The organism is Luteibacter jiangsuensis (assembly GCF_030812295.1).
GTDB lineage: Bacteria > Pseudomonadota > Gammaproteobacteria > Xanthomonadales > Rhodanobacteraceae > Luteibacter > Luteibacter jiangsuensis_A.
Genome location: NZ_JAUSSK010000003.1, coordinates 662,852 through 676,122, shown reverse-complemented (window position 1 = coordinate 676,122; position 13,271 = coordinate 662,852). Strand labels below are relative to the sequence as shown.

Here is a 13,271-nt window from a genome sequence, read left to right as displayed (position 1 = left end):
CTCCACTCAGAGCCGGCCGTCCACCGCGTCGCGTGGCAGCACGTACTTCACATCGTAGATGACGGCACCGGGCTTGCCGAAGGCGCGGATACCCGCCGCCGCCATCTCGTGGAATTGCCGATGCGCGACGGCGATGACGATCGCGTCGTAGGCGCCGTGCGGCGGTTCGGACACGGTCCGCACGCCGTAGGTCCGCTCGGCTTCGTCCGCGTCCACCCAGGGGTCGTGCACGTCGATCGTGGCGTTGTACGATTTCAGCGAGGCGATGATGTCGACCACGCGTGTGTTGCGCAGGTCGGGACAGTTTTCCTTGAAGGCCAGGCCCAGCATGAGGACGCGGGCACCCACCGGGTTCAGGCCCTTGCACACCATCAGGCGGATCACTTCGCCGGCGATATAGGGGCCCATGCCATCGTTGGTACGACGGCCGGCGAGGATCACATCGGGATGGTGACCGACTTCCTGCGCCTTGTGCGTCAGGTAATACGGATCGACGCCGATGCAGTGGCCACCCACCAGGCCGGGACGGAACGGGAGGAAATTCCACTTCGTGCCGGCCGCTTCGAGTACTTCGAGCGTGTCGATGCCGAGCTTGTTGAAGAGGATGGCGAGATCGTTGACCAGGGCGATGTTGAGATCGCGCTGCGTGTTCTCGATGACCTTGGCCGCCTCGGCCACCTTGATGCGGCTGGCCTTGTAGGTGCCCGCATCGATGATGCTCGCGTACAGCGAGTCGACGAAGTCGGCCGCCTCGGGCGTGGAGCCCGAGGTGACCTTGCGGATGGTGTTGACCCGATGCTGCTTGTCCCCGGGATTGATCCGTTCGGGGCTGTAGCCGACGAAGAAATCCTCGTTGACGACGAGGCCCGAGGTACGCTCGAGGATGGGCACGCAAACTTCCTCGGTGCAACCGGGATAGACCGTGGACTCGTAGACCACGACGTCGCCCTGCTTGAGCACCTTGCCCAGCGTTTCGCTCGCACGGGTCAGGGGCGTGAGGTCCGGCCGCTTCGCGCTGTCGATCGGCGTGGGTACGGTCACGATGAACACGTTGCACGCACGCAGGTCGTCGAGGTCGCCGCTATAGGACAGCCGCCCGGCCCGTGTCAGCGCCGCCGCGTCCACCTCCAGCGTGCGATCGGTGCCAGCCCGCAGTTCAGCCACGCGCGAGGCGTCGATGTCGAAACCCAGCGTGGCGTAGCGCTTGCCGAATTCAACGGCCAGGGGTAGCCCCACGTAGCCCAGCCCTATAACGCCGATCTTTACCGTGTCGAGTTGCTGCATCGGGCTTCCATCGAGGAGGTGCACGGCCTCGGCGGCAGAGAGCCGGCGGGCCGTTAAAGCATGGAAGCCTAGCGGATCGCGCACACGGGGCGCCAGACGGCGGCCCACGGCCACCGTCTGGCGGGGCTGCCGGTCAGCCGCCCTCGGCCGCCGGAAGCTCGTTCACGTCGCGGACGCTGTACACGTCGATGGCGTAAGGCGCCTTCGCGTCGCCCGTGGCCTTGAAACGGCCGAAGACCGTCGCATCGGCACGGACACCCTTGCCCGCCACGGTACGCCGGAATGCCGTGACATCGCGCTTGCGAGTGGAACCGTCATCCATGCTCAGGCTCACCGCGCCCTTGCACTGCGCGTCGGACAGCATGGTCACCTTGCCCTCGGTGGCGGCCACGCCGCGAACCGTGACCGTGGTGCCCACGTACCTGTCTGCCGTGCCCAGCACGGTGCAGATCGTGTCCGGCGGCGTCTCGTCCGACCGGGCCGCCGCGTTGCCGGCGGCACATACCAGAATGAGGGCGACTCCCGTCGCCCGAACGAAAGTTACCGCGTTCATAGGCTTCCCCCTTGATACCGGCCCTCGCGGACCGCGCCGAATGGACGGCTAAACCAAGAAGAACGCGTTTGCCGCCCCCGGTCAATAAGAAAATTGGGCAGATTTGGCCTGATTCGCCGCGGAAGCGGCTTTCACTGGGTCAGCCATGGCTACGGTCAGCCCCGGCGGCGCCTCGAACTCCCGCCAGCGGCCGTCCATGCGCGTCGCCGGTCGCAAGCCAAGCCGCGAGAGCCACCACCCGGCAGGCCCATCAGTTCCATCGGTAGGTCGCGCTGGCGTAGTAGTAGCGGCCGTTCCAGCTCAGCGGCGAGAATAGGCTGTACTTGAAATTGCCACCGGTGGAGTTGGCGAACTTGGTCTGCTCGGGCCGCGCGTTGAACACATTGTCCGCTCCGGCCGAGAAGGTCCACTGGTCGATGGCGTAGTCGGCCGAGAGGTCGAGGGTCCAGCGGTGATCGAAGTTCTGGTCGAGCGCGGTGCCGCTATTGCTGTACACGGTGTAGTCGCCGTAGCGCTGCACGTTCGCGTGCCCGGCCCAGCGGCCATGCAGGTAGTCCAGGCCCACGTCCAGCTTCGTGCGAGGATTGGTATCGCCGAGCAGGCCGAGCCGCTCGCGGCGTTCCACGCGCTGCACGGCCACGCCCAACTCATCGAGGATCGCCGGATTCGGCTTGACCTTGGTCACCTCGTTCTCGTTGTATGCCCAGCCGACGGTGGTGTTGAGGCGATCGCCGTTGGCGAAGTCGAAAGCGTACTGGCTCACGAGGTCGAGACCGCGCGTGCGCGTATCCACCGCGTTGGTGAAATAGCGGATCGACTGGTAATTCGCGTCCACGCCATGGTCCGTGAGGTAGGCGTTCACAGCGGGGGTGTTCACCGGGATGTTCGACGAGAGGTTGATGCGATTGGCGATCTTGATCCAGTAAGCATCGACGCTCACGTTCCAGCCGTTGAGCGGTTCCAGCACGAGGCCCAGCGTGGCGCTTCGGGATTTTTCCGGCTTGAGTTTTTCGGCACCGAGCAGGCTCGCCGCCTGCGCGTCGACAGGGAACGTGCCCGACTGCACGAGTACCTGGCCCTGCCCGAGGTCCTGCAACTGCGAGGAGATATCGGCGTAATGCTGCTGGACCAGCGTTGGCGCGCGGAATCCCGTACCGACGCTGCCGCGCAGCGCCACCTTCGGATTGAAGTCGAAGCGTCCGGACAGTGAACCCGAGGTGGTACCCCCGAAATCGCTGTAGTGCTCATGGCGGCCCGCCAGCGACAGCGCGAAGCGATCGGTCAGGTTCGTCTCGAGATCGATGTATTCCGACACGTCGTGCCGCTGCCAGTTGCCCTGCAGGTCGCCGGTGATGCCGCCGTTCGGACCGTACTGCGACACAGCATCGCCCGGACTGACCTTGTAACCCTGCCGCAGGTATTCCAGGCCGAAGGACACGCTCACGGGGTTGGGCAGCCACGAAGGCGAAAATTCCTTGCCGATGTCGAGGTTGCCCGTCTGCTGGTCGGTCTTGTAGTCGGCTCCCTGGATGAAGAACGGGGTGTAGCCGAAGGCTTGGTACCAGTCGGCGTTGATCGCGTGACTGCGCTGTTCGTACTCGTTCGAACCATGGGTGGCCGAGAGATCGTAGTGCCAGCCCTCGCCCAGAGCGCCACGTATCCCCGCCGTGATGCTGGTGTCGTTGACGATGGGGATACTGATCGGAAGGTAGCCGTTCGGATAGATCGCTGTGACATTGGTGGAGTCGCCACGATGGCGGTAGAGGCTGGCGGTCTCGTCACGGTCGCGTCGGTAGAGCGCCTCGACATACACCTCGACCGCCTTGCTGAAGGCGTATTGTCCCACCAGCGACACCTTGTTCGACTGCACCGCCGGATCGCCCAGCCAGTACACCTTCTGGCCATACGTGCTGCCCACCGCGGCGGCGGTGCGGTCCCGGCCCGCGCGATTGGTGCCATCGTTGTTCTGCGTATCGATGGCGATATGGATCGAACCCTTGTCGCCCAGTTTGAAACCGGTATCGGCGGTGAGCTGGCGCTGCAGCCCGTCGCCGGCGTCGTAACCGCCGAACTTCGCGGTGACCTGGCCACCCTGCCCCGCCTTCTTGAGGATCACGTTGATCACTCCACCGATGGCGTCCGAACCGTAGCGCGCGGACTGGCCGTCGCGCAGCACTTCGATGCGCTCGATGGCGGACACGGGAATGGCGTTGAGATCCACGGGATTCGAACCGCGGCCGATGGCGCCACCGAGGTTGAGGAACGCGCCGGTATGCTGGCGCTTGCCATCGATCAGGACCAGCACCTGGTCCGGGCTGAGGCCACGCAACGTCACGGGGCGGGCCACTTCGGCACCGCTGATGGTGGTCGGCTGCGGAAAGTTCAGCGAAGGAACCAGCCGGGCCAGTGCCGCCGCGAGCTGCGTGGCGCCGGTCTGTTGCAGCTGCTGCGGTGTGATGACATCGATCGGCTGCAGCGAACTGGACACGGTGCGTTCGGTACTGCGCGTGCCGGTGACGATCACGGTATCGAGTTGGCTGGCGCGGGCGGCGTCCTGGGCGTGGAGCGCGGGGACCCCGAAGACAACGGCCAGGGCGAGGAACAAGGTGTGGCGACGGCGATGGACGAGCGAGTGCATGGGTGGTTGTCCCCTGGACGATGAGCGATACCGGCACCGCCGGGCGCCGGATGAGCATGGGCGGCCGCGGCACGGCGATGCGCAAGGCATGCCGGGCCAGCGACGGCCGAAAAAGCGGGTGGATGGAGCCGCGGTCAGGCCGCGGAACGCGCCAGCGCCTGTGGCGCTAGGGGCGAGGCGTGCGGATCAGCCCAGTCGACAACGACAACAGCGCGCACGCATCGCCGGACATCGCGGCGCGGCCGCGAGGATCGTCGGGATGGTGGTCAGGCGCTGCTGATGTGCGTTCACTGGGGACTGGATCGCCTTGGCGGGATATCGCGAACGATATTTGTTGCATCGCATCGTACGTTTGTCAACCACCCGTTCGGACGTCCAATCCTCCGTCACGCCGGATGGGCGATACTGTCGCCCTCCCCATCGAGCGGCACCGCCCATGACTTCGTACGACGACGATTTCGAGAACGAGCACGACCCTGACGACGCGGAGGACGGCGACGACTCCACCGAATCCCAGGTCTGGCACCTGCTCCTGCTCATCAACCCAGGCGACGAGGACGGTGCGATGCAGCAGTTCTCCGCCTATCGTGATGAAGTCGAGGAAGAAGGCGACGAGGACCCTGTACGCATCGTCGGCCGGGTGACGGACTGGCGCTCGGGCTTCGAAGTGGACGCCGACGATACGCGCGCGCTGGTGGATGCGATCAAGGAGCTGGCAAGCCGCTGGAACATCGACATCGACTGGGATGGCGATCCGGACGACGACGAATTCCACGAAGACATCGACGGCGCGGAAATCTTCTCGCGTGCCTTCGACCAGCTGAACCAGCACGGCTACACGTTGTGGTCGCGCGAAGCGGACGACGACGTCTACGCCGGCTGGATCACCAGCTCGCGTGACGACGAGCAGATGCGCCTGGTAGCGACGCAACTGGGCATCAACCTTCGTCTCGGCAGCCAGGTCACCTGACTTTTCGGCTATCCGGATGAGCCTGCCAGCCTTTCCTTCAGCAGGTCGATGAAGGCACGCACTTTCACCGGGGGTTGCTTGCCCGGATAGACCGCGTACACGCCGCCTTCCGGAAGACGAAAGCGGGGCAGCAAGGCCACGAGCCTGCCGGCCGAGATGTCCTCGTCGACGAGATAATCCGGAAGCACCGATACGCCAAGGCCCGCCGCGACGAAGGCGTGCACGCCCAGCGTGCTGTTGGCGCTGGCCACGGTGCGCGTCTGTACGGTGTGTTCCGCCTCGTCGCCCGCGCTGAAGAAGGTCCAGCGCGTGGGCGAAGAAAGCACGGTAAGCGCGATCCATGCATGCGCGGCGAGGTCTTCGGGTACCCGTGGCGCGCCATGTTTCGCGACGTAGGCCGGCGAGGCGACGAGGCACTGGCGAAAGCTCGCCAGCTTCGCGGCCCGCAGGCTGGAGTCGCGCAACCAGCCGATCCGGATCGACAGGTCGAAACGCTCCGCGATGAGGTCGACGACGCTGTCGCTGGTCACCAGTTCCACCTTGACCTGCGGAAACCTCGCTGCGAAGTCGGCCAGAGCGGGCGCCACGATGGAGGGACCGTGGTCTCCGGCGGCGGCGACACGAAGGCTGCCCATCGGCGTGTCGCGGCATTCGCCCAGTTGTGCGATGGCCGCCTCCGCATCGGCGAGCACACGGGCGCAGTCCTCGTGGAATCGCTCGCCGGCATCGGTCAGCGACATCCGCCGGGTGCTGCGCACCACCAGCTGCACGCCGAGCTCTTCTTCCAGCTTCGCCAGATGCTGGCTCACCATCGCCTTGGTGCTGCCCAGCTGCTGGGCGGCCGCGGTGAACGAGCCCGCCCGGACGAGCGTCACGAAGACCCCGAGGCGGTTGAGGTTGACGTCGGCCATGCCGGCTCCGGCTCTATCGTAAAGTCATACTTTACGATGAATCCATCGATTACGCGTATCTCGTGAACGGTGGTGGGTGCATGCTACTTCCATCCCCTCCTACGGAAGCCCCCCATGAAGATCGTCCTGTTCGGCGCCACCGGCAACATTGGCAAGGTCATCCTCGACGAAGCCCTGGCCCGCGGTCACGCGGTGACCGCCATCGTCCGCGATCCCACACGGGTCGCCACGCGGCATGCCGCCCTGACCGTCGTCCAGGGCGATGTCTCCAGCCCCACCTCGTTCGCGGCCTTCCTTCCCGGAGCCGACGCCGCCATCGCCAGCCTCAACGACCACGCCGAACCAGCCAACGTGCCGAAACAGGCCGCAGGCCTGCTGGATGCGTTGTCTTCGGCGGGTGTGCGCCGCTTCGCCTGGGTTGGCGGTGCCGGAAGCCTGGAGGTCGCTCCCGGGGTCCGTGTGATCGACGATGCCCATTTCCCCGCGGAGTGGAAGCCTTCGGCGAACGCACAGATCGAAGCGCTGGCGGTGTTCCGCGCCAGCAAGGCCGATATCGACTGGACCTATGTCAGTCCGGCGGCGGTGATCGCGCCGGGTGAGCGCACGGGCTCCTACCGCATGGGCGCCGACCAGTTGCTGGTGGATGCCGAAGGGAACAGCCGGATTTCGACCGCCGATTTCGCCATCGGCGTGCTCGATCGCCTGGAAAAAGGGGATGCGGCGAAGAAGCGGGTGACCTTCGCGTACTGAGGACCACAAGTTCCGCGGCATGCGCACGGATGCGGCCCCATCGCCGACAAGGTCGGCTCCCACCAAGCCGTCTGCTCCGGACCAAGGGGCGACGGCTCCTTGTGGGAGCCGACCTTGTCGGCGATCTCGCGGCAGCGGGCCACGATAGCGACCGCTATACTCCCGAGGATGAACTACCGCCACGCCTTCCATGCCGGCAATTTTGCCGATGTCCTCAAGCACATGGTGCTCGTGGCCCTGATCGACTCGCTGAAGCAGAAGAGTTCCCCCTTCTGCTACATCGATACCCACGCTGGCCGCGGCCGCTACGACCTGCGCGGCGCCGAGGCGCGGAAAACCGCGGAGTCCGACGAAGGCTTCGGCATCCTGAAGACCGCCAGCGGCCTGCCGCCGCTGCTGTGGAAATGGCTGGACGTGGTTCGCGCCTGCAATGCCGGCGACGAATCGATGCGCTACTACCCCGGCTCGCCATGGATCGCCGCGCACCTGATGCGCGAGGGCGATTCCGCCCAATTGTGCGAACTGCAGAGCGGCGAATCGGATCAGCTGCGCCAGCTTTTCCATCACGATCCACGCGTGCACGTGCACCAGCGCGACGGCTACGAAGCCATGAAGGCTTTCGTGCCGCCGAAGGAGAAACGCGGGCTCGTCCTCATCGATCCGCCCTTCGAGTCGCAGGAGATGGAGTTCCGGATCATCGAGAAATCGCTCAAGGCGGCGATGGAGAAATGGCCCGGTGGCATCTATGCCATCTGGTACCCGATCAAGCTGCGCAGCCAGGTGCAACCCTTCCACCGCTGGCTCGGCAAGAGCGGTGCGAAGCGTGTGCTGGTCGCCGAAGTGTTGCTTCGCCCGGACGACTCCCCGTTGCGCCTCAACGGCACGGGCGTGGCCATCGTGAACGCGCCGTGGAAACTCGATGAAACCCTGCGCGATTCATTGCGCGTGCTGCCCAAGCTGCTCGGCACGCCGGGCGAATCCGAATACCGGCTGACCTGGCTGGTCGAGGAAGGCAAAGATGAAACCCCCGCCCACGGCCTGCAGTCGCCTCATTCAGTCCGAAGGCGGTAAAGTCGTCGTACACGCCAGGAGCCGACCCATGCGCCCGACCATCGTCCGTCTCGCCGTCCCTGCCGCCCTGCTGCTGACCCTCGCCCTTGCAGGCTGCGCCCCCGCGCCGATCTACAAGCCCACCGCGAGCAATGTCGCCGTGCCACCGGCACAGGTCGCGCGCGAGCCGGAGCGTTACGGCAGCGCCGACGTGATCTGGGGCGGCCGCATCGTCAACGTGCGCAACTTCGCCGACCACAGCGAAATCGAAGTCCTCGCCTACCCGCTCGACGGTTCGCAACGCCCGAAAGCCAACGACACCGGCAACGGCCGCTTCATCGCGGCCATGCCCGGCTATGTCGAAAGCCTCGACTATCCCGCCGGATCGCTGGTGACCATCGCAGGCCGCCTCAACGGCACCCGCACCGGCAACGTGGGCCAGGCCCAATACACGTTTCCGCTGGTCTCCGTGAACCAGTCGCACGTGTGGACCGCCAAGGAAATGTCCGGTGGTCATCCCAACGTGAGTTTCGGCGTGGGCGTTGGCGTCATACGGTAATATCTTGCGGTTAATCACCGCGGGACAGGGGATCACATGTCGGGACACGCCGATTCGAAGCGCGCGATCTTCCTCGCGCTCGGAGCCAATTTCGCCATCTTCATCGCCAAGCTGGTCGCGGCGATCTTCACCGGCTCCGGCGCCATGCTCGCCGAGGCCGTGCATTCGCTGGCCGACTGCGGCAACCAGGGCCTGCTGCTCCTCGGCATGCGCCAGGCGAAGCGGCCGCCCTCGCCGGACTATCCGCTCGGCTGGGGCCGCGCCCTGTATTTCTGGTCGTTCCTCGTGGCGATCCTGCTCTTCAGCGTGGGCGGCATGTTCTCGATCTACGAGGGCGTGCATAAACTGACCCATCCGGAACCCCTGAAATGGGCCTGGCTGGCCGTTGGCGTGCTGGCTTTCTCCATCGTTACCGAAGGCGTTTCCATGCATGGCTGCATGCAGGAAGTGAACAAGGCCCGTGAAGGCCGTTCGATATGGCAATGGTTCCGCGAGACCCGCGCCAGCGAATTGCTGGTGATCTTCGGCGAGGACCTGGCCGCGCTGATCGGCCTGTGCCTGGCCCTGCTCGCGGTCGTGCTCACCATGGTCACGGGCAACCTGCTCTTCGACGCGCTCGGCACGATCGCCATCGGCGTCCTGCTGATCGTGGTCGCGGTGGCGGTCGCCATCGAGGTGAAGGCCTTGCTTATCGGCCAGGGCGTGGAGCCGAAACAGCGCGCCGCGATGGTCGCCTTCCTTGAGGCCCGCCCCGAGATCGACATCGTCTATAACGTGCTCACCCTGCAGATGGGCACCGACGTCATGGTGGCGATCAAGGCGAAAATGGCCGCCGCGCCGACCGCCCGGGCCATGATCGAGGCGATCAACATCGTCGAAGCCGACTTCAAGGCCGAGTTCAAGGACGTTCGCTGGAGCTTCTTCGAGCCCGACTACGCCGACTGAACCCAGGGTCGCCGCACAAAGCGCCTTCACGGGCAGGTAGTACAATCGACGGCTTGTCCGCAAGGCTCCTGCCCGACTCCATGCCCGTAGCGCTCCCTCGCCCCCCGCTCCCCGTCAACGCCAAGACCCGCCGTTACTGGGCCGTCCCCCACGGTTCGTCCTGGGCACTCGAGATCGCCGAGGCGGCCCGCGCCCATGACGGCCTGCTGGTCGTGGTGGCGCGCGACACCCGCAGCGCCGACAACCTCGAAAGCGAACTGGCCGTGTTCGCCGGCGAATTGCCGGTGTTGCACTTCCCGGATTGGGAGACCCTGCCCTACGACGTCTTCAGCCCGCATCCGGAAGTGGTGTCGCAGCGCATCGCCACCCTGTACCGGTTGCCCAGCACGCGGCGCGGCGTGCTCGTGGTGCCCGTCGCCACGCTGATGCAGCGGATCGCGCCTCGCACCCACATCACCGGCTCCGGGCTGGTGCTGCGCAAGGGGCAGAAACTCGATCTCATCGCCGAGCAGCGCCGCCTCGAAGCCGCGGGCTACCGGAACGTGCCACAGGTGAGCGAACCGGGCGATTTCGCCGTGCGCGGGGCGCTGATCGACATCTACGCCATGGGCGCGAGCGAGCCCTATCGTGTGGAACTGTTCGACGATGAAGTGGAGTCGATTCGCACCTTCGACACCGAGACCCAGCGCTCGCAGCACCAGGTGGAGGGCGTGGACCTGCTGCCCGCCCGCGAATTCCCCTTGACCGAGGACGCGGCGAAGAACTTCCGCAGCAACCTGCGCGGGCGCTTCCCGATCGACATCCGGCGCTGCCCGCTGTACCAGGACATGAAGGAAGGGGTGACACCCGGCGGCATCGAGTATTACCTGCCCCTGTTCTTCCCGGCTACCGAGACCCTGTTCGACTACATCGCCGGCGACGCGATGTTCGTGCTGGGCGAAGGCGCGTTGGAATCGGCCGAGCAGTTCTGGACGCAGACCACCGAGCGTTACGACCAGCGCGCGCATGACATCGAGCGTCCGGTACTGCCGCCGAGCGAGATCTACCTGCCGCCGGAGCAACTGCGCGAGCGCTTGAACAAGCAGGTTCGCGTGGACGTGGTCTCGAAGGATCACGAGCATGCCGTGGACCTGGGCACGCTACCGGCCCCCGAGGTACCGTTGAACCGCAAGGGCGAGGAACCGGGCACGGCGTTGCGCCATTTCCTCGCCAGCTATCCCGGCCGCGTCCTCATCGCCGCCGATTCGGCGGGTCGCCGCGAAGCACTGATCGAACAATTGGCCGGCGCGGGCTTGAAGCCGGTGAACGTGGACGGCTGGAAGGACTTCCTTGCGCGCGGCGAATCGCTGGCGATCACCGCCGCCTCGCTGGAACAGGGTTTTGCGCTGGCCAAGCCGACGCTCACGGTGCTCACCGAGCGCGAGTTGTTCGGCGAACGCGTCCGCACGGACCGCAAGCGACGCGCCGGGGCGGCACGCGATCCCGAAAGCATCATCAAGGATCTCACCGAGCTGTCGATCGGCTCGCCCATCGTGCACATCGACCATGGCGTGGGCCGCTACCAGGGGCTTGTCTCGCTCGATGTCGGCGACATGCCCGGCGAATTCCTGACCATCGAATACGCCAAGGGTGACAAGCTCTACGTCCCCGTGGCCCAGTTGGGCCTGGTCAGCCGCTACACGGGCACGGCGCCGGAACTGGCACCGCTGCACTCGCTCGGTGGCGACGCCTGGGAGCGTGCACGGAAGCGCGCCGCCGAGAAGGTGCGCGACGTGGCGGCGGAGTTGCTGGCGATCTATGCACAGCGCGAGGCCCGCCAGGGCGAATCCCTGTCGGTCGACCGGCAGATGATCGAGGAATTCGCGGCGACCTTCCCGTTCGAGGAAACCGCCGACCAGCAGGCGGCGATCGACGCCGTCATCACCGATCTCGCCGCGCCGCGTGCCATGGATCGCGTCGTCTGCGGCGACGTCGGCTTCGGCAAGACGGAAGTGGCGTTGCGTGCCGCGTTCGCGGCCGCGACCGCGGGCAAGCAGGTGGCCGTGCTGGTTCCCACCACCCTCCTCGCCCAGCAGCACTATCGCAACTTCGCCGACCGCTTCGCCGACTGGCCCGTGCGTGTGGACGTGCTTTCACGCTTCAAGTCGAAGAAGGAAGTGGATCTCGCCCTCGAACGCCTGGCGGATGGCCAGGTGGACGTGATGGTCGGCACGCACAAGCTGCTCCAGCCCGATATCCGTTTCAAGAACCTCGGGCTCGTCATCGTCGACGAAGAACAGCGCTTCGGCGTGCGCCAGAAGGAACAGCTGAAGAAACTGCGCGCCGAAGTCGACCTGCTCACACTCACCGCCACGCCGATCCCGCGCACCTTGAACATGGCGATGAGCGGCTTGCGCGACCTTTCCATCATCGCCACGCCTCCCGCGCATCGCACCGCCGTGCGCACGCTGATCTCCACCTACCAGCCGGCGCTCGTCCGCGAGGCGATCCAGCGCGAGCTGGCCCGTGGCGGCCAGGTGTATTTCCTGCATAACGAAGTGGAGTCCATCGAGCGCACGGCACGTGAGCTGGCCGAGCTCGTTCCCGAAGCACGCATCCGCGTCGCGCACGGCCAGATGCCCGAACGCGAACTGGAACAGGTGATGGCCGATTTCCACCGCCAGCGGTTCAACGTGCTGGTGTCCACCACCATCATCGAATCGGGCATCGACATCCCCACGGCCAATACGATCGTCGTGAACCGTGCCGACCGCTTCGGCCTCGCCCAGCTGCACCAGTTGCGTGGCCGCGTGGGTCGCTCGCACCACCGCGCCTACGCCTATCTCATCGTGCCCGACCGCCGCTCGATGACGGCTGACGCCGAGAAACGCCTCGAGGCCCTGGCCTCGCTGGAGGAACTGGGCGCAGGCTTCACACTGGCCACGCACGATCTCGAGATCCGCGGCGCCGGCGAGATGCTCGGCGAGGAACAGTCGGGGCAGATCCAGGAAATCGGCTTCGGCCTGTATACCGAACTGCTCGACCGCGCGGTGCGCGCGTTGAAGTCCGGCAAGGTACCGGACTTCGACCTCACCTCCGAGCACGAGACCGAGGTGGAACTACATCTGCCTGCGCTGATCCCGGAGGACTACCTTCCCGACGTACACACGCGCCTGACGCTGTACAAGCGCATCGCCAGCGCGCGGAACGATGACGGCCTGCGCGAGTTGCAGGTGGAGATGATCGATCGTTTCGGCTTGTTGCCCGATCAGACGAAGTGCCTGTTCGCGGTGGCCCAACTGAAGCTGATGGCGACACCGCTGGGTATTCGCAAACTCGACTTCGGTGCCAACGGCGGCCGCGTCACCTTCCGCGAGAAGCCGGACATCGACCCGATGGCCCTGATCAGGTTGATCCAGCAGCAGCCCAGGGTGTTCAAGATGGATGGCCAGGACAAGCTGCGCGTGATCCTGGAGCTTCCCGGATCGGCGGAGCGCATCCGCACGGCGCAGGACGTACTGGTGGCGCTGGGAGCGCCGCGGCCAGGCTGAGTCGCCGACCAGGTCGGCTCCCACCAAGCTAAGAGCATCGTTGACAAGGTCGGACCCCACCGAGCTAAGGGCATCGCCGAC

At 65.8% G+C, this 13,271-nt stretch carries 10 protein-coding genes; 6 read left to right on the top strand and 4 right to left on the bottom strand.

The genetic code is table 11. The features are described 5' to 3' along the window. Positions 1-6 precede the first annotated feature (6 nt). From tviB to J2T07_RS13105, 3 genes are all read right to left on the bottom strand, one after another. Complete coding sequence (tviB, locus tag J2T07_RS13115; RefSeq protein WP_306850529.1) at positions 7-1,284, bottom strand: Vi polysaccharide biosynthesis UDP-N-acetylglucosamine C-6 dehydrogenase TviB; 1,278 nt, start codon at positions 1,282-1,284, stop codon at positions 7-9. 133 nt (positions 1,285-1,417) lie between these two features. Then, a complete protein-coding gene (locus J2T07_RS13110; protein WP_306850528.1) occupies positions 1,418-1,837 on the bottom strand; it encodes a hypothetical protein in 420 nt (139 codons plus the stop codon). 250 nt (positions 1,838-2,087) lie between these two features. Next, positions 2,088-4,475 (bottom strand): TonB-dependent receptor plug domain-containing protein, encoded by a 2,388-nt coding sequence (locus tag J2T07_RS13105; protein ID WP_306850527.1) that lies wholly within the window; start codon positions 4,473-4,475, stop codon positions 2,088-2,090. A 436-nt stretch (positions 4,476-4,911) separates the two neighbouring features. Between J2T07_RS13105 and J2T07_RS13100 the strand changes: the two genes are divergently transcribed. Then, positions 4,912-5,445: a DUF6630 family protein gene (locus tag J2T07_RS13100; protein WP_306850526.1), complete on the top strand. Its 534-nt coding sequence runs from the start codon at positions 4,912-4,914 to the stop codon at positions 5,443-5,445. An 8-nt stretch (positions 5,446-5,453) separates the two neighbouring features. On the opposite strand, the gene J2T07_RS13095 is transcribed toward J2T07_RS13100, so the two are convergent. Then, complete coding sequence (locus tag J2T07_RS13095; RefSeq protein WP_306850525.1) at positions 5,454-6,356, bottom strand: LysR family transcriptional regulator; 903 nt, start codon at positions 6,354-6,356, stop codon at positions 5,454-5,456. A 114-nt stretch (positions 6,357-6,470) separates the two neighbouring features. On the opposite strand from J2T07_RS13095, the gene J2T07_RS13090 reads away from it, so the two are divergent. The 5 genes from J2T07_RS13090 (at position 6,471) to mfd (ending at position 13,190) form a co-directional block, all read left to right on the top strand. Further along, complete coding sequence (locus J2T07_RS13090) at positions 6,471-7,106, top strand: NAD(P)-dependent oxidoreductase (RefSeq protein WP_306850524.1); 636 nt, start codon at positions 6,471-6,473, stop codon at positions 7,104-7,106. A 168-nt stretch (positions 7,107-7,274) separates the two neighbouring features. After that, complete coding sequence (locus J2T07_RS13085) at positions 7,275-8,177, top strand: 23S rRNA (adenine(2030)-N(6))-methyltransferase RlmJ (RefSeq protein WP_306850523.1); 903 nt, start codon at positions 7,275-7,277, stop codon at positions 8,175-8,177. A gap of 28 nt (positions 8,178-8,205) precedes the next feature. Next, positions 8,206-8,715, top strand: a complete 510-nt coding sequence (locus J2T07_RS13080) for a Slp family lipoprotein (RefSeq protein WP_306850522.1) — start codon at positions 8,206-8,208, stop codon at positions 8,713-8,715. Positions 8,716-8,751: 36 nt separating this feature from the next. Continuing rightward, on the top strand, positions 8,752-9,660 hold the full coding sequence (locus J2T07_RS13075; protein WP_306850521.1) for a cation diffusion facilitator family transporter: 909 nt from the start codon (positions 8,752-8,754) through the stop codon (positions 9,658-9,660). A gap of 80 nt (positions 9,661-9,740) precedes the next feature. Then, positions 9,741-13,190, top strand: coding sequence for a transcription-repair coupling factor (mfd, locus tag J2T07_RS13070; protein WP_306850520.1), 3,450 nt, complete (start codon positions 9,741-9,743; stop codon positions 13,188-13,190). Positions 13,191-13,271 lie beyond the last annotated feature (81 nt).

Excerpts from the sequence above, each read along its gene's own strand:
- J2T07_RS13085 (WP_306850523.1), top strand. The coding sequence starts at position 7,275 with ATGAACTACCGCCACGCCTTCCATGCCGGCAATTTTGCCGATGTCCTC.
- J2T07_RS13095 (WP_306850525.1), bottom strand. The coding sequence starts at position 6,356 with ATGGCCGACGTCAACCTCAACCGCCTCGGGGTCTTCGTGACGCTCGTC.
- J2T07_RS13110 (WP_306850528.1), bottom strand. The coding sequence starts at position 1,837 with ATGAACGCGGTAACTTTCGTTCGGGCGACGGGAGTCGCCCTCATTCTG.
- J2T07_RS13090 (WP_306850524.1), top strand. The coding sequence starts at position 6,471 with ATGAAGATCGTCCTGTTCGGCGCCACCGGCAACATTGGCAAGGTCATC.
- mfd (WP_306850520.1), top strand. The coding sequence starts at position 9,741 with ATGCCCGTAGCGCTCCCTCGCCCCCCGCTCCCCGTCAACGCCAAGACC.
- J2T07_RS13080 (WP_306850522.1), top strand. The coding sequence starts at position 8,206 with ATGCGCCCGACCATCGTCCGTCTCGCCGTCCCTGCCGCCCTGCTGCTG.
- J2T07_RS13100 (WP_306850526.1), top strand. The coding sequence starts at position 4,912 with ATGACTTCGTACGACGACGATTTCGAGAACGAGCACGACCCTGACGAC.
- J2T07_RS13105 (WP_306850527.1), bottom strand. The coding sequence starts at position 4,475 with ATGCACTCGCTCGTCCATCGCCGTCGCCACACCTTGTTCCTCGCCCTG.
- J2T07_RS13075 (WP_306850521.1), top strand. The coding sequence starts at position 8,752 with ATGTCGGGACACGCCGATTCGAAGCGCGCGATCTTCCTCGCGCTCGGA.
- tviB (WP_306850529.1), bottom strand. The coding sequence starts at position 1,284 with ATGCAGCAACTCGACACGGTAAAGATCGGCGTTATAGGGCTGGGCTAC.